The sequence below is a fragment of the Sphingomonas sp. SphC10 genome (assembly GCF_057004845.1).
Map to the genome: position 1 here is coordinate 1,364,226 of NZ_CM168044.1, position 16,020 is coordinate 1,380,245.

Annotated in this window: 15 protein-coding genes; 8 read left to right on the forward strand and 7 right to left on the reverse strand. The window is 65.5% G+C overall.

The genetic code is table 11. The features are described from left to right. Nucleotides 1-102 precede the first annotated feature (102 nt). Nucleotides 103-669 (forward strand): HdeD family acid-resistance protein, encoded by a 567-nt coding sequence (locus ACWKSV_RS06025; RefSeq protein WP_056438386.1) that lies wholly within the window; start codon nt 103-105, stop codon nt 667-669. 164 nt (nt 670-833) lie between these two features. Here ACWKSV_RS06025 and ACWKSV_RS06030 read toward each other — a convergent pair whose 3' ends face one another. From ACWKSV_RS06030 to ACWKSV_RS06050, 5 genes are all read right to left on the reverse strand, one after another. Then, complete coding sequence (locus tag ACWKSV_RS06030) at nt 834-1,316, reverse strand: glutathione peroxidase (RefSeq protein WP_076716547.1); 483 nt, start codon at nt 1,314-1,316, stop codon at nt 834-836. Further along, on the reverse strand, nt 1,313-1,906 hold the full coding sequence (locus tag ACWKSV_RS06035) for a GNAT family N-acetyltransferase (RefSeq protein WP_076716549.1): 594 nt from the start codon (nt 1,904-1,906) through the stop codon (nt 1,313-1,315). The genes ACWKSV_RS06030 and ACWKSV_RS06035 overlap by 4 nt, the downstream gene beginning before the upstream one ends. Beyond that, nucleotides 1,903-2,622 (reverse strand): ABC transporter ATP-binding protein, encoded by a 720-nt coding sequence (locus tag ACWKSV_RS06040; protein ID WP_380773210.1) that lies wholly within the window; start codon nt 2,620-2,622, stop codon nt 1,903-1,905. The genes ACWKSV_RS06035 and ACWKSV_RS06040 overlap by 4 nt, the downstream gene beginning before the upstream one ends. Beyond that, nucleotides 2,615-3,865, reverse strand: a complete 1,251-nt coding sequence (locus ACWKSV_RS06045; protein WP_056437522.1) for a lipoprotein-releasing ABC transporter permease subunit — start codon at nt 3,863-3,865, stop codon at nt 2,615-2,617. Before ACWKSV_RS06045 ends, ACWKSV_RS06040 begins: the two co-directional genes overlap by 8 nt. 667 nt (nt 3,866-4,532) lie before the next feature. Then, nucleotides 4,533-6,983, reverse strand: a complete 2,451-nt coding sequence (locus tag ACWKSV_RS06050) for a TonB-dependent receptor (protein ID WP_076716550.1) — start codon at nt 6,981-6,983, stop codon at nt 4,533-4,535. 245 nt (nt 6,984-7,228) lie between these two features. Here ACWKSV_RS06050 and ACWKSV_RS06055 point away from each other — a divergent pair, with 245 nt between their 5' ends. Beyond that, a complete protein-coding gene (locus ACWKSV_RS06055) occupies nt 7,229-7,705 on the forward strand; it encodes an Hsp20 family protein (protein WP_056438392.1) in 477 nt (158 codons plus the stop codon). 250 nt (nt 7,706-7,955) lie between these two features. Here ACWKSV_RS06055 and pyrG read toward each other — a convergent pair whose 3' ends face one another. Together pyrG and secG are read right to left on the reverse strand one after the other, a co-directional pair. Continuing rightward, nucleotides 7,956-9,605, reverse strand: coding sequence for a CTP synthase (gene pyrG, locus ACWKSV_RS06060; protein WP_056437529.1), 1,650 nt, complete (start codon nt 9,603-9,605; stop codon nt 7,956-7,958). A 106-nt stretch (nt 9,606-9,711) separates the two neighbouring features. Then, on the reverse strand, nt 9,712-10,077 hold the full coding sequence (gene secG / locus ACWKSV_RS06065; RefSeq protein ID WP_042482793.1) for a preprotein translocase subunit SecG: 366 nt from the start codon (nt 10,075-10,077) through the stop codon (nt 9,712-9,714). A 287-nt stretch (nt 10,078-10,364) separates the two neighbouring features. Between secG and ACWKSV_RS06070 the strand changes: the two genes are divergently transcribed. The 6 genes from ACWKSV_RS06070 (at nt 10,365) to edd (ending at nt 16,016) form a co-directional block, all read left to right on the forward strand. Further along, the gene (locus ACWKSV_RS06070; RefSeq protein WP_042482995.1) at nt 10,365-10,685 is read left to right on the forward strand and encodes a MarR family transcriptional regulator; all 321 of its coding nucleotides are present in this window, start codon (nt 10,365-10,367) and stop codon (nt 10,683-10,685) included. After that, the gene (locus ACWKSV_RS06075; RefSeq protein ID WP_338112323.1) at nt 10,621-10,995 is read left to right on the forward strand and encodes an SH3 domain-containing protein; all 375 of its coding nucleotides are present in this window, start codon (nt 10,621-10,623) and stop codon (nt 10,993-10,995) included. The genes ACWKSV_RS06070 and ACWKSV_RS06075 overlap by 65 nt, the downstream gene beginning before the upstream one ends. Next, a complete protein-coding gene (gene argC / locus ACWKSV_RS06080) occupies nt 10,992-11,918 on the forward strand; it encodes an N-acetyl-gamma-glutamyl-phosphate reductase (RefSeq protein WP_076716552.1) in 927 nt (308 codons plus the stop codon). Before ACWKSV_RS06075 ends, argC begins: the two co-directional genes overlap by 4 nt. 9 nt (nt 11,919-11,927) lie before the next feature. Beyond that, nucleotides 11,928-13,391 (forward strand): glucose-6-phosphate dehydrogenase, encoded by a 1,464-nt coding sequence (zwf, locus tag ACWKSV_RS06085; protein ID WP_058716760.1) that lies wholly within the window; start codon nt 11,928-11,930, stop codon nt 13,389-13,391. A gap of 100 nt (nt 13,392-13,491) precedes the next feature. Next, nucleotides 13,492-14,202: a 6-phosphogluconolactonase gene (gene pgl / locus ACWKSV_RS06090; protein WP_056437543.1), complete on the forward strand. Its 711-nt coding sequence runs from the start codon at nt 13,492-13,494 to the stop codon at nt 14,200-14,202. Beyond that, a complete protein-coding gene (gene edd, locus ACWKSV_RS06095) occupies nt 14,199-16,016 on the forward strand; it encodes a phosphogluconate dehydratase (RefSeq protein WP_076716553.1) in 1,818 nt (605 codons plus the stop codon). The genes pgl and edd overlap by 4 nt, the downstream gene beginning before the upstream one ends. Nucleotides 16,017-16,020 lie beyond the last annotated feature (4 nt).

Below are 16,020 nucleotides of genomic sequence, written 5' to 3' on the forward strand. Positions count from 1 at the left end.
ACCGTGCGTGATTCGACCAGTGCGGAACCCGGCCGCCGGAACACTGCTCAAGCCGATCCGTTACGGCAACAGAAGGGTTTATCCAGATCAGGGCGAATGACGATGACCGATACCGACCGATCCTTTGCCACCTCCTTGCGGCCCGGCGCGGGATGGGGCTGGATTTTGGCCTATGGCATCGTGTCGGCGTTGCTCGGGCTGGCTGCGTTCCTGTTTCCCGTTCCGGCGACCTTGGCCGCAACACTGGTGATCGGGGCGTTCCTGATCGCATCGGGTCTGGTGTCGATCGGCGCAGGCATTTTCGGCAAGGGGCATGAGGGACGCGGCTATGCGATCGGGTTCGGCCTCGTATCGCTGATCATCGGACTGATCATGGCGTTCGAGCCCGCGACAGGTGCGATCTCGATCACGCTGCTGGTGGCGGTGTGGCTGGGCTTGCGTGGGGCGCTGGAGATCGGGCTGGGCGCGCGGATGCGGCGGCGGCGCGGGTGGATGATCGCGCTGGGGGTGCTGAACATTCTGCTCGCGTTGTTCGTGCTGGCGACGCTGCCATGGAGTGCGATGACGCTGCCGGGTTACATTCTGGGGCTGAGCTTCCTGTTCGGCGGGATCACCGCCATCGCCTCGGCGCTGGACCACAAGAAGGGCGCGAGCGCTTTTTCGATTTGAGGGGCAAAGCGCCGTCCAGGCTGAGCGTCGTCGAAGCCCACGCCCCGACATCCGCCAATAGGGCACGGCCGCCCTTGGCCTTCGATTTCGCTCAGGCTGAACGGAGGTTGGGTATAATACCTCGCTCCGTTCATGCCGAGTGGGGCCGAAGCGCATGTTCCGCCCTATCGAAGCAACCCTTCGATATCCTTGACCATATCTTCGGGCTTGGTCGTCGACGCATACCGCCCGACCACCTGCCCATCCCGGCCGACCAGGAACTTGGTGAAGTTCCACTTGATCGCCTTCGTCCCGAGCACACCAGGCGCTTCCGTCTTCAGCCATTGGAATAGCGGATCGGCGTCATCGCCATTGACGTCGATCTTGGCCATGACGGGAAAGCTGACGTCATAGGTCAGCGAACAGAAATTCGCGATCTCCGCCGCATCGCCCGGCTCCTGCGCCCCGAACTGGTTGCACGGAAACCCCAATATGGTCAGCCCCTGTCCCTCGAAACGGCGATGCAGCGCTTCCAGCCCCTCATATTGCGGGGTGAAGCCGCATTTGGACGCGGTGTTGACGATCAGCAGCACGCGCCCCGCATAGCGCGCCATGTCGATGGGCGAGCCGTCCGCCGCCTTGACGGTGAAATCCGCGATACCGCTCATGCGTGCTTCCCCAGCAGATAGTCGAGATTGGCACGCACGCCCGGCCATTCGCGGTCGATGATCGAATAGACGACGCTGTCGCGGATGCGGCCATCGGCCATCACCTGATGCCCGCGCAGCACGCCATCCCTCTTCGCGCCCAGCCGCTCGATCGCCCGCTGGCTGCGCATATTGAGCGCGTCGGTGCGGATCTGGATCGCCTGGCACGCCATCACCTCGAAGGCATGGGCCAGCAGCATCCGCTTCGCCTCGGTATTGACGCCGGTCCGCTGGACGCGGGTGGCATAGAAGGTGCCGCCAATCTCCAGCCGTCGATGCTGCGGCGCGATCCGCATATAGCGGGTGGTGCCGACCACCTCGCCGCCCGGCGTCTCGACCGTGAAGATCAGGGCGCGGCCGACGTCACGCTCCTTCAACGCCGCCGCCAGCCAGCGCTCGGGTTTCTTCATCATCGACACATTGGCGTAGAAGATGTTCCAGAGATCGCCTTCTCGCGCCGCCTCGACCAAAGCGGGCAGGTCGGCCTCGACAAAGGGGCGAAGCGTGACGTGGCGGCCGGTCAGCGTGGGCGTCTCGGTCCAGACGCTCATTGCAGGCGGCCTTCGTGCAAGCGCACCACCCGGTCCATCTTGAGCGCCAGCCGCTCGTTATGCGTCGCGACCAGCGCCGCCGAACCCTCGCCGCGCACCAGCCGCAGGAACTCGGCCAGCACGATTTCGGAGGTATGCTCGTCCAGATTGCCGGTCGGTTCGTCGGCCAGCACCAAGGGGGGCTGGTTGGCGAGTGCGCGGGCGACGGCGACACGCTGCTGCTCGCCGCCCGACAGCTGGCTCGGCCGGTGGGTCAGCCGGTGGCCCAGCCCCAGTGCGGTCAGCAGTCCCTTGGCGCGCGCCTCGGCATCGGCGGGCAGCTTGCCCTGGACGAGTTGCGGCAGGACGACATTCTCGATCGCGTTGAAGTCGGGCAGCAGATGGTGGAACTGGTACACGAAGCCCAGATGATCGCGCCGCGCAATGGTGCGGCCATGCGAGTCGAGCTTTGACACTTCCTCGCCCGCGATACGGATCGAACCGGAAAAACCGCCCTCCAGCAGGCCGACCGCCTGGAGCAGGGTCGACTTGCCCGAACCCGACGGCCCGAGCAGCGCCACGATCTCGCCCGGTGCGATAGCGAGGTCGACGCCGCGCAGCACCTCGATCGTCTGGCCGCCCTGCGTGAAGCTGCGCGACAATTCTCGGGTCGCCAGTACCGGCTCGGCGGCGTGGGGCTGGGCCACCGTTCCCATGCGGATGATCGGATCATTCATAGCGCAGCACCTGAACCGGGTCCGTGCTCGCCGCCTTCCAGGCGGGGTAGAGCGTGGCGAGGAAAGAGAAGACGAGCGCCATCGACGCGATCACGACGATCTCGACCGGATCGGTCTTGGACGGCAGCTCGGTGAGGTAACGGATCGACGGGTCCCAGAGATTCTGCCCCGTCACGAACTGGACGAAGTTCACCACACCCTGGCGATAGAACAGGAACACCGCGCCCAGCCCCAGCCCGGCGACCGTCCCCAGCGCGCCGATGGTGGTGCCCACCGTCATGAAGATGCGCATCAGGCCACCCCGCGTCGCGCCCATCGTCCGCAGGATCGCGATGTCGCGCGTCTTGGCGCGGACCAGCATGATCAGCGAGGACAGGATGTTGAACACCGCGACCAGGATGATGATCGACAGCACGGTGAACATCGCCACCCGCTCGACCGCCAGCGCCTCGAACAATTGCGCGTTCATCGTCCGCCAGTCGGCAATAACCGCACGGCCGCCCAGCTTGTCCGCCAGCGGGGCGAGGATCTGGCCCACCCGGTCGGCGTCGACCGTCTGCACTTCGACCATGCCGACCGTGTCGCCCATCAGCAGCAGGGTCTGCGCATCCTCGATGGGCATGATGACATAGGCCTTGTCATAGTCGTACACGCCGATCTCGAAGATGGCGCCGACCGTATAGCTGACGATGCGCGGCACCGTGCCGAACGGGGTCGTCTGCCCCTGCGGACTGATCAGCGAGATTTCCGAGCCGACCTGCGCGCCCAGCGCCTCGGCCAGGCGGCTGCCGATCGCGATGCGGCCGCTGCCCGGTGTGACGCTGTTCAGGTTGCCCATGATGATCTTGGAGCGGATGGCCGAGTTGCCACGGATGTCGGCGACGCGCATGCCGCGGACCAGCACCGCCTCGACCCGGCCGTTATAGCTGGACATCAATGGCTGTTCGATCATCGGCACCGCGCTGGTGACGCCGGGCGTGGCGCGCGCATCACGCACGATGTCGCGCCAGTCGGGCAGGCGTCCGCCCACCCCCTGCACCACGGCATGGCCGTTGAGACCGACGATCTTGTCGAACAGTTCGGCGCGAAAGCCGTTCATGACGCTCATGACGATGACGAGCGCGGCGACGCCCAGCATGACCGCGACCAAGCTGATCGAGGCGACCAGAAAGATGAACGCCTCTCCCTTGCCCGGCAGCAGATAGCGCCGGGCGATCATCCGTTCATAACGTGACAGGATCATTGATATCCGATCGATCCATGGAGAAACTGAAAAGCCCAAGGGCTGTACGGGCGGTACCCGGTGCTGGCAATGCCGCGCCCGGTTCGCGCAGGCAAACGGCCGACCCGCCCCATTGTTGCGCGCGCGCCACACAAGCGGCGCAATCGTAGCAAGGATGCCGCAAGAGGGATGACAAGCGGCCCTGCCGTAACGTACCACAATCTTACTGAGACACAGGCAGCAACGGCCGTGGTTCGGGGATTGCTCCAACGCTCACCCAACGAGGTTGATGCGGGAGCGGGAAAAGGGGGCTGACGAGCGATCGTCACGCAGGCGCCCGGATCGGAAACGGTCCGGGCGTTTGGCATTTCGGTCCTCGTTACGCTCGGCTCCATCGAAAAGCCGCCGGAACCGGCTGGGAAACGGGGAGCTTCCAGACTCCGTCCCCAGATGCCGGCCCGGCGCCCGTTCACGGGACTGTCGCTATACCAGATCAAGATGAACCGAATGTGGACGGGTCGGGTGATTCGTCAGAGGGCGACTTGCCCCTCCACCACTCGCTTACGCGAGCGGTCCCCCTCCCCAAGCAAGCTTGGGGAGGATCAAGAAGGCCCATTCCTCTCCAATCTTGCTTGGGGAGGGGGACCGCCGGGCGCCAGCCCGGTGGTGGAGGGGCAAGGCCCCAACGTCAAAACGACTTGGAAATCGTGAACCCGTAGGTCCGCGGATCGCCCGGCTGCCCCACGATCAGCCCCGTCGATCCCGACTGAGTCGCCAGCAATTCATAGTAATTGTGATCGAACAGGTTGCGCACCCAGACAAAGGCGTTCCAGCTGCCCGGCGCCTTGAACCCCGCACGAACGTTGGAGAGGCTATAGCCATTGATATCGGTGTAGGCGGAACGCGACGGGTTGGACGAGAATTTGGAACGGTAGCTGCCGTCATAACCCAGATAGAATTGCCCCTCGGTCCCCGCCACGGTCGCGGGCAGGTCATACTCCGCACCATAGGAAAACGCCCATCGCGAGACGCCCGGCAACCACTGGCCCGAGATGTCGCAATAGGGCAGCGAATTGCCCGGCGTCCCCGCCGCCGCAGGGGTGCCGACGATCTGCCCGTTCACCACCGGCAGCGCGGTGCCCCCCGACAGCTCGGGCGGGCACGGCGCATTGGTGAAGCGGGTATAGCGCGCATCGGTAAAGGCCGCATTGGCATAGACGTTGAACCGGCTGGTCGGGCGGAAGGCCGAGTCGATCTCCACCCCGCGCGTCCGCACGCGGCCCGCATTGGCCAGATAGCCGCGCAGGACGTTGACCTGAAGGTTGTTCACCGTCGCCTGATAATCGCCGATCTCGGTCCAGAAGCCCGCGATGTTCACGGTCGCGCGGCGGTCGGCGAATTGGGTCTTCAGTCCCAGCTCAAAATGATTGACCTTTTCAGGCCGCACCGTCTGCGTCGCCAGGATCGGGTTGTTCTGCGCATCGAGCGGCAGGCCGGACAAGTTGATACCGCCCGACTTATAGCTGCGCGCATAGGTCGCATAATAATGGACGTTCGGGTTGAACTCATAGGCGACGGTCAGGTCGCCCGACAGGTTCCAGTTGGTGAAGGACGGCGTGTAATTCTGCGGCGCGAGCACCCCACGTTGGTCGCTGGTCAGCGTAGTCGAGCCTGCCCCATTGGTCACCACCGAGAGATACGACCCATCCTTGCGGTCGTAATTAAGCCGCAAGCCGGGTGACACCGACAGGCGATCGTCGACGTGCCAGGTCAACTTGCCGAATAGGGCAGCCGAGGTGTTCGTAAAGCCGATCGTGTTGCGCGAGGTCAGGCCGTTCAGCGTCGCCGGATTGCGACCGCCTGCACTGGTCGGGTTCAGCAGAAAGGCGCTCGCCGCCGGTCCCTGGACCTGAAGCCCCTGCGTGTCGATCGACTGCCAGAAATAAAAGGCGCCCAGAACATAATCGAGCGTCCGCTTGCCGTTCGATGCAATGCGCAGTTCCTGCGTCACCTGGCTCTGCTGCGACGGATTGGCCGAGACGGTGGTGATGGGCAGGCCGATAAAGTCGCGGTCGTTCGACGGGTCCCAATGCCAGAAACGCCAGGCCGACACGCTGGTCAGCGTCGCCTCCCCCACATCCCAGTTCGCGACCAGCGACAGACCGCCCAATTCCTGCCTGGCGCGCAGATCGGTATCGACATCGGTCAGCCGGTCGAAGGCATTGGTCGAGGGCACAGTATAGCCCTGCGCCGCCGCCAGTGCGGCATATTGCCGGTTGAGCGGGCGCTGCGTCGCCCCCAGCCGCGCATAATATTGGACGCAGCAATTGGGGTTCTGCCGCGCATAATCGCCCGACAGGGTCAGGTCGAGCGTCGGTGTCGCGTGCCACAAAAACTGGCTGCGCAGCGACAGATTATCCTGGCTGTTCTGCCATTCCTGCTGGCGCGTATTATAGATGGTGCCGCGCCGCGTGGTGATCGAGGTCGACAGGCGGACCGCCACCTTGTCGTCGACCAGCGGGCCGGACACCGACGCCTTGCCCTGGAAGAAGTCGTAATTGCCCGCGCTCAGCTCGACCCGCGCCTCGGGCGTGAAGCTCGGCGGACGGGTGATGATGTTGATTGCGCCCGCCGTGGTGTTCTTGCCATAGAGCGTGCCCTGCGGCCCGCGCAGCACCTCGATCCGCTCGGTATCGGTGAAGTCGAACGTCGCCGAGGCGATGCGGCTGTAATAGACCTGATCGACATAGATGCCGACGCCCTGTTCGATCCCGTCATTGGTCAGCCCGAACGGCGCGCCCAGCCCGCGAATATTGGCGGCGGAATTGCGCGGGTTGGTCGAGTAGAATTGCAGCGTCGGCTGGATCTGGGTCAGCCGGTTGACATTGTACGTCCCCGTCTCAGCCAGCGCGGTGCCGCCGATCACCGACATGGCGATGGGCACCGACTGGATCGTCTCGGCCCGGCGGCGCGCGGTGACGACGACATCGCCCCCGCCCTGCTGCGCCGTGCCTAACCGTCCTTCGTCGCGATGGGTCTGGGGGGTCTGGGGGGTCTGCTGTTCGGCATTCGGATCGGCTTGTGGGTTGGCAGCAGCGGTCGTCTGCGCCGCCAGTATCAAGGCCAGGGTCAAGGACATGGAAGCTCCCCTTTTGATTTCATCTCCTATTCACACATCGTTTTAGTAGGCATTCAAGCCCGCCATGGCTTGGGATGAGCGAAGATTTGCTTTTCGATCCTCAAACGCCCTTGAAGCACATTTCTCACGAACCATATCGGTTCGCGTGCGGTGCCGGTATCGGGCCGCACGGATGGGTCGAACCGCCCCGCGCCGGGGTGGATCGGCCGATCCCGTTTCAATTCGCTTCTGATGGAGGTTTTGACATGCGTATCGACCTGACTCCGTATCGCCGCTCGACCATTGGCTTCGACCGGCTGTTCGATCTGCTGGAGGCCAATTCGCGGGCCGCTTCTGCGGAGAATTATCCCCCCTTCAACCTCGAGCGTCTGGCCGACGACCGTTACCGCATCACCCTGGCGGTGGCCGGTTTCGCGCGTGACGAGATCGAGATCACCGCGCAGCAGAACATGCTGCTCGTCACCGGCAAGAAGGATGACAAGGCGGGCTCGCCGAACTTCCTGCATGTCGGGATCGCCAATCGCTCGTTCGAGCGGCGCTTCGAGCTGGCGGACTTCGTGTTCGTCGAGGATGCGCGCCTGAACGACGGCCTGCTCGTCATCGACCTCGTCCGCGAGGTGCCCGAGGCGATGAAGCCCAAGACGATAGCGATCAAGACGGGCCAGCCGCTCGCCGCGGTGGAGCATCACGCCGGTGAGGCCGACGAGGCCAAGGCGGCGTAAGCAAGCTCGACGTCTTTCCCTCCCTAAAGACGTCGCGGGGCGTCCGGACCGACGGGTCCGGGCGCCTTTTGTTTTAAGGAATGCAGTCCCCACCCCGTTCAGGCTGAGCGAAGTCGAAGCCCACGCCCTGCTATCCGCCAAATGGAGAACTTCTGCCTTGGCCTTCGACTTCGCTCAGGCTGAACGGAGGTTGGGAGGTGCACCCAAAAGAAAAACCCCGCCTCCATCATCTGGAGGCGGGGCTTTCAAGTCACACCAACCGGCTCTGCTTGACCGCCGCTTCGATGAAGCTGGCGAAAAGCGGGTGCGGGTCGAAGGGCTTGGACTTGAGTTCGGGGTGGAACTGGACGCCGACGAACCAGGGATGGTCCGGCCGCTCGACGATTTCGGGGAGCGTGCCGTCCGGCGACATGCCGCTGAACACCAGGCCACCCTTTTCCAGCGCGTCCTTATAGGTGGTGTTCACCTCGTAGCGGTGACGATGCCGTTCCGAGATGTCTTCGCCGCCATAGATCGACGCGACGACGCTGTTGCCCGCCAGCTTGGCGTCATAGGCACCCAGGCGCATCGTGCCGCCCATGTCGCCGCTGGACTCGCGCTTCTCCAGACCGTCGCGGCCCATCCACTCGGTGATGAGGCCGACGATCGGCTCGGAGGTCGGGCCGAACTCGGTCGAGGAGGCGTCGGCGATGCCCGCCAGATTCCGCGCGCCTTCGACGCACGCCATCTGCATGCCGAAGCAGATGCCGAAATAGGGCACGCGACGTTCGCGCGCGAAGCGGACCGCCTCGATCTTGCCCTGCGCGCCGCGCTCGCCGAACGCGCCGGGGACCAGAATGGCGTGGCAGGGTTCGAGCTGCTGCGCGATTTCGCTCTCATCGCCCTCGAACAGCTCGGCGTCGATCCAGCGAATATGGACCTTCACCTTGTTGGCGATACCGCCATGCACCAGCGCTTCGTTCAGCGACTTGTACGCGTCCTGCAGGCCGACATATTTGCCGACCACGCCGATCGTCACTTCGCCTTCCGGGTTGACCAGACGGTCGACGATCTCGGTCCAGCGCGACAGGTCGGGCGCGCCCTCGGGCTCGATGCCGAAAGCGCGAAGCACTTCCGAATCGAGACCTTCGGCATGGTACTGGAGCGGCACCGCATAGATGCTCTTGGCGTCCAGCGCCGGGATCACGGCCGAAGGCGGCACGTTGCAGAACAGGCCGATCTTGGCGCGGTCCGAGGCGGGCAGCGGATGCTCGCAGCGGCAGACCAGCACGTCGGGGGCGACGCCCAGCGCCGCGATCTCGCGCACCGAATGCTGGGTCGGCTTGGTCTTCAGCTCGCCCGCTGCCGCGATGTAGGGCACCAGCGTGACGTGGATGCTGATCGACTTGCCGCGGCCCAGCTCATTCTTGAGCTGGCGGATCGCCTCGATGAAAGGCAGCGACTCGATATCGCCGACCGTCCCGCCGATCTCGCAAAGGATGAAGTCGATCTCCTTGCCGTTCTCGTCGAGCGTATCGGCCTTGGCGAACGCCTTGATCGCGTCGGTGACGTGCGGGATCACCTGGACGGTCGCGCCCAGATAGTCGCCGCGCCGCTCGCGCTCGATGATCGTCTTGTAGATGCGGCCCGAGGTCACATTGTCCGACTGGCGCGAGGACACGCCGGTGAACCGTTCATAGTGACCCAGGTCGAGATCGGTCTCGGCCCCGTCGTCGGTCACATAGACTTCGCCGTGCTGATACGGGCTCATCGTGCCCGGATCGACGTTGAGATAGGGATCGAACTTGCGGATGCGCACGCTGTAGCCGCGTGCCTGCAAGAGAGCCGCAAGAGAGGCCGCCATGAGGCCTTTGCCGAGCGACGAAACCACGCCGCCGGTGATGAAGATATACCGCGCCATGGGAAGAATCGCCTAGCTTGGATGGGGTGGATACGACAACAGCAAAGATGCGCGCCGCCGGAAAATATCGGCGGCGCGTTGGCCTATGCTGCGATGGAAACGAGGATTAGCGGGCGAGCGGAACCGCCGAATTGTCCGCCGGGGCCTGGGCAGGAGCCGCACCGGTCGGGACCGGGGCGGGCGCGGGCTGGGTGATCGGCGCCTGAGTCGCGGGCGTGCGGGCCAGCGAGGTATCGATGGCCGGCGCGCCGCGCGTCGCGGCCAGTACGGCCAGCAGGATCGAGAAGCCGACGAACGCGGTCGCCAGCACCGCCGTCGCACGGCTGAGGAAGTCCGCCGCGCCGCGCGCCGACATCAGCCCCGACGGGCTGCCCCCCATGCCCAGACCGCCGCCTTCCGACCGCTGCATGAGGATCACCGTGACCAGGGTCGCGGCGATGATGGCGTGGATGACGAGCAGAAATGCGAACATGAGGCGCGTATGATCCCGAACAAGGGGTGTGCGAAGGCGCGCACATAGGCGACGTACGTGGCGGGATCAACCATGCGGCTGGTCGGCACCCCGTTCCCTGCCATCCGATGTGCTGAAAAGGTTCCGGAAAATCCCTGACCCAAGTTGTTCATCTCATCGGAACAGGAGTGAAACCACCGTGGATAAGCGGCGTTATGACAACGAAACAACGCCCGGCAAAGCCCGGCACAGCCATTGGAATCGCCATCGTGTCCAACCCGCACGACCCGCAGTCGCTGTTCGCCTGGATGAGCGCCCTTGTCGATTATGTCCGGTCGGGCGAACCCGATCTGACCAACCGGCAAATGGCTTTGCTGCTCGTCGTCTATCTGCGCCCGGGCCCCCATACGGTACGCGGTTTGGCCCGCGCCTTGAACGTCTCGAAACCTGTCGTTACCCGCGCCTTGAATAGACTGGGAACGCTGGGCTATCTGCGCCGCCAACGCGATGATAGCGACAAGCGTAACATCTTTGTCGCCAGGACACCTGAAGGGGCGGACTTTCTTGAAGAATTCGGACATTTCATCGGCGCTGGCGACGCCCCAGCCCTCCAACGGGCCAACGCGTAAGAGCTTTGCCCTGCAGGGACGCACCGTCGGGCTCGACCCGCGCACCCATGCGGTTCGCCCCGATCTGGCCGATGTCCGGCTCGCTGAATACGTATTCGCGCCCCATTATGCCGCGCCCCTGCCCTACAGAACCCACGCGCCGGTGACACTGCGCGAGGGACGTGCCACGAACAGTACGGTCCTGGCCGAGTTGCGGTCGGGCGAGACGTTCGAGGTGCTGGAACTGGCGGGTGGCCATGCCTGGGGCATCGCGCCGCATCTCGGGCTGGTCGGCTATTGCGATGCGGGGCTGTTGGAGCGGGTGCAGTGACGACGACGGTATTTATCGATGGCGGCGCGGGTACGACCGGGCTGGAGATCGCCGACCGGCTGGCGGGGCGTCCCGACCTGTCGATCCTGACCCTGCCCGATGATCGCCGCAAGGATGCCGAGGCGCGCCGCGAAGCGATCAACGACGCCGATTTCGTCATCCTTTGCCTGCCCGACGATGCCGCGCGCGAGGCCGTGTCACTGATCGCCAATGACCGGACCCGTGTGGTCGACGCCTCGACCGCGCACCGGACCGCTGCGGGCTGGGTCTATGGTTTCGCCGAGCTGGAGCCGGAGCAGCAGGACAGGATCGCCGCGGCGCGGTTCGTGTCCAATCCCGGTTGTTATCCGACCGGCTTCCTCGCACTTGTCCGTCCGCTGGTGCGCGCCGGGATCATCCCGGCGGACTTCCCGGTGACGGTCAATGCCGCCTCGGGCTATTCGGGCGGCGGCAAGGCGATGATCGCCGAATATGAGACCGCCACCGAGCGCGCCTTCCGCCCCTATGGCCTCACCCTCGCGCACAAGCACGCGCCGGAGATGCAGCGTCATTCGGGCCTGACCCACGCGCCGATCTTCGCGCCTGCCGTGGTCGACACCTATCGCGGCATGGTCGTCGAGGTGCCCCTGCCCCTTTACGCCCTGCCGGGCGCGCCCTCGCTCGACCGCGTGACGCAGGCGCTGGCCGAGGCCTATGCCGACAGCCGCATCGTGCGTTTTTCGGCGGATGCCGTAGCGGCGGTGAATATCGAGGAAAATGCCGGAACCGACCGGATGACCTTGCGTGTCTGCGGCAATGCGGCCACGGGACAGGCGCGACTGATCGCCACGCTCGACAATCTTGGCAAGGGTGCCGGGGGTGCGGCGGTCCAGAACCTGAATATCATGGCCGGGCTCGATCCGACCGCCGGCCTCGTGCTCTAAGGAGACGTCATGACGCGCAATCCCGTTGGCAAGCTGCTGCTGTTCGGCGCGACCGGCGACCTGTCGCAGCGGATGCTGCTGCCCTCGCTGTTCAACCTCCATTCGGACGGGCTGCTGCCCGAGGGGCTGACGATCACCGGCACCGCCCGGTCGGATCATGACGATGCCAGCTTCCGCGAGTTCGCGGCCAAGGCGCTCGACACCTTCCTGCCGGACGACCGCAAGGACGCCGACAAGATCGCCAGCTTCCTGGAACGGGTCCAGTATCAGTCGCTCGACGCCTCCTCGACGGACGGCTTCCCGGCGCTGGCGGAGAAGGTCGGCGACGTGTCGAACGGCCTCGCCATCTATCTGTCGACCGCGCCCAGCCTGTTCGAGTCCACCATCAAGGGCCTCGAATCGGTCGGCCTGGCGGGCGAGACGGTGCGGATCGGCCTGGAAAAGCCCCTCGGCTACGATCTCGCCTCGTCCAAGGAGATCAACGACGCGGTCGCCTTCGGCTTCCCCGAGGAGCGGACCTTCCGCATCGACCATTATCTGGGCAAGGAAACCGTCCAGAACATCCTGGCGCTGCGCTTCGGCAATTTCTTCTTCGAGCCGATCTGGAACGCGCACGGTATCGACAATGTGCAGATCACCATCGCCGAGACGGTCGGTCTGGAGGATCGCGCCGGTTATTACGAGGGTGCAGGCGCGCTGCGCGACATGGTGCAGAACCACATCCTGCAACTGCTTGCGCTCGTCGCGATGGAGCCGCCCGCGCGCTATGACGGCACCGCGATCCGCGACGAAAAGGCCAAGGTCTTCCGCTCGCTCCGCCTGATGACTCCGGAGGAAGTGCCCAACAACACCGTTACCGGCCAATATGCCGATGGCGCGGTCGGGGGTAAGATCGTCGGTTCCTATGCCGACGAGCTGGGCAAGCCGTCCAAGACCGAGACCTTCGTCGCGATCAAGGCGCATGTCGACAATTGGCGCTGGCAGGGGGTTCCCTTCTACCTGCGCACCGGCAAGCGCATGGCCGCGCGCCGTTCCGAGATCGCGATCCAGTTCAAGCCCGTACCGCACTCGATGTTCGCCGGGCGTGGCGGCCTGCTCCAGCCCAACACGCTGGTCATCCGCCTGCAGCCCGAGGAATATATCCAGCTGCTGGTGATGGCGAAGGAGCCGGGCCTCGACCGCGACGGCATCCGCCTGCGCGAAGTCCCGCTGAACCTGTCGCTCGACGCCGAGTTTGCGGGCACCCGCCGCCGCATCGCCTATGAGCGATTGCTGCTCGACCTGATCGAGGGCGATCAGACGCTGTTCGTCCGTCGCGACGAGGTGGAGGCGCAGTGGACCTGGATCGACGCCATCCGCGCCGGTTGGGACGCCAACGACGTCAAGCCCAAGACCTATCCGAGCGGCAGCTGGGGCCCCTCCTCCGCCATCGCGCTGACCGAGCGCGACGGGGTGCACTGGCAGGACGACTGATCGCCGCCGCCCCGATCGCGAGGGCGAAGACTTTGGCGCAATATGGCCCGTCCGTGCGGCGGGTCCTATCTTGCGCCCCGAATCTCTAGGACAGGATGACATGACCGACGAAATCGAATGGTGGGATTACGAAGACACCACCGAAATGGCGAACGCGCTGGCGGGCGACATCCAGTTCATCATCGAAAGCGCGATAGAGGCGCGCGGCGCGGCGGTGATCGCGCTGTCGGGCGGCAAGACGCCGATCCCGGTCTATGAAAAGCTGGCCCAGGCCAAGCTCGACTGGAAGCGCGTGACCATCGTCCCCGCCGACGAGCGCGTCGTGCCGCTGGGCGATCCGCTGTCCAACGTCACCATGATCGGCAAGATCTTCCTGCCCAAGGGCGCGCGCGTCATGCCGATCGTGCCGCAGGCGACGTCGGACTATAAGGCCGCCGGTCGCTCGGCCGATGCGCTGATGCAGGAACTGCACTGGCCGCTCGACCTGGTGCTGCTGGGCATGGGCGCGGACGGGCACACCGCCTCGATCTTCCCCGGCCCGGACTATGACGAAGCGCTCAACGGCCCCAAGGAGCGCCGCGCGCTGGGCCTGATGCCCGACCCGCTGCCGCCCGAAGCGCCGGTCGCGCGCGTGACGCTCAGCCGGGCGGGCATCGTTTCTGCCCGTTCGATCATGTTCGCCATCTCGGGCCCCGCCAAGAAGAAGGTGCTGGAAGACGCGATCAAGGAAGGCGCATCCTCGCCCTATCCGGTCGGCCGCGTCCTGGCCGAAGTCGAACTGCCGATCGACATCCACTGGAGCGAGCAATGAGCCTCAACGCCGCCGTCTCTGCCGTCACCGACCGGGTCATCGAACGCTCGCGTCCGGGCCGCCAGGCCTATCTCGACCTGATCGCGCACGAGGCCGAGACGGCGGTCCGCCGCCCCAATCTGGGCTGCGCCAACCTCGCCCATGCCTATGCCGGGACCGAGGAAGACCGCGACGCCATGAAGGCGGATCGGGGCATGAATATCGGCGTCGTGTCGGCCTATAACGACATGCTGTCCGCCCACGCCGTCTATTATCGCTATCCCGAACTGATGAAGGTCTGGGCACGCGAAGTCGGCGCGACGGCGCAGGTGGCGGGCGGCGTGCCCGCCATGTGCGACGGCGTGACGCAGGGCTATGCGGGCATGGAGCTGTCGCTGTTCAGCCGCGACACCATCGCGCTGTCGACGGCGGTCGCGCTGAGCCACGGCACCTTCGAGGGGGCCGCGCTGCTGGGCATCTGCGACAAGATCGTGCCCGGCCTGCTGATGGGCGCGCTGCGCTTCGGCCATCTGCCGATGATCCTGGTTCCCGGCGGTCCGATGCCGACCGGCCTGCCCAATAAGCAGAAGGCCGCCGTCCGCGAAGCCTTTGCCGAGGGCAAGGCGGGCCGCGACGAACTGTTGGATGCCGAGATCGCGGCCTATCATTCGAAGGGCACCTGCACCTTCTACGGCACCGCCAACACCAACCAGATGATGATGGAGGTGATGGGCCTGCACATGCCGGGCGCCGCCTTCGTCAATCCGGGTACCAAGCTGCGCCAGGAACTCAGCCGCGCCGCCGTCCATCGCCTCGCCGCGATCGGCCAGCGTGGCGACGACTATCGCCCGCTGGGGCGCTGCGTCGACGAGAAGGCGATCGTCAATGCGGCGGTCGGTTTGCTCGCGACGGGTGGTTCCACCAACCATCTGATCCACCTGCCCGCCATCGCGCGCGCGGCGGGGATCATCATCGACTGGGAGGATATGGACCGCCTGTCGGCCGCCGTGCCGCTGATCGCGCGTGTCTATCCCAATGGCTCGGCCGATGTGAACGGGTTCGAGGCGGCGGGCGGCATGCCCTATGTCATCCGCGAACTCCTGTCCGCCGGGCTGCTCCACCGCGATATCATGACCGTCGCGGGCAAGGACCTGTCCGATTACGGCCAGACGGCGGTCATCGCCGAGGACAAGCTCAGCTGGACCCCGGTCGGCGACAGCGGCGATGAGACGATCCTGCGCCCCGCCGCCGCGCCCTTCTCGGCCGATGGCGGCATGCGCATCCTGTCGGGCAATCTGGGCCGCGCCTGTATCAAGGTGTCGGCGGTCGAGCGCGAACGCTGGATCATCGAGGCGCCTGCCCGCGTCTTCTCCGACCAGTCGGAAGTCCAGGCCGCGTTCAAGGCGGGCGAGTTGGAGCGCGACGTGGTGGTCGTGGTCCGTTTCCAGGGCCCCAAGGCGAACGGGATGCCCGAGTTGCACAAGCTGACCCCGCCGCTGGGCGTGCTCCAGAACCGGGGCTTCAAGGTCGCGCTCGTCACCGACGGCCGCATGTCGGGCGCGAGTGGCAAGGTGCCCTGCGCTATCCATCTCAGCCCCGAGGCGATCGGCGGCGGCGCGATCGGCCTGATCCGCAACGGCGACATCGTCCGTCTGGACGCGGTCGAGGGCACGCTCAACGCGCTGGTCGATCCGGCCGAATGGGCCGCGCGCGAACAGGCGGCGACGCCCGCCCCGGCACAGGGCATGGGCCGCGAGCTGTTCGCGCTGTTCCGCCAGGCCGCCGACGAGGCCGAGAAGGGCGCATCGCCCATTCTCGCGGGCGCCGGCCTGTAAAAGA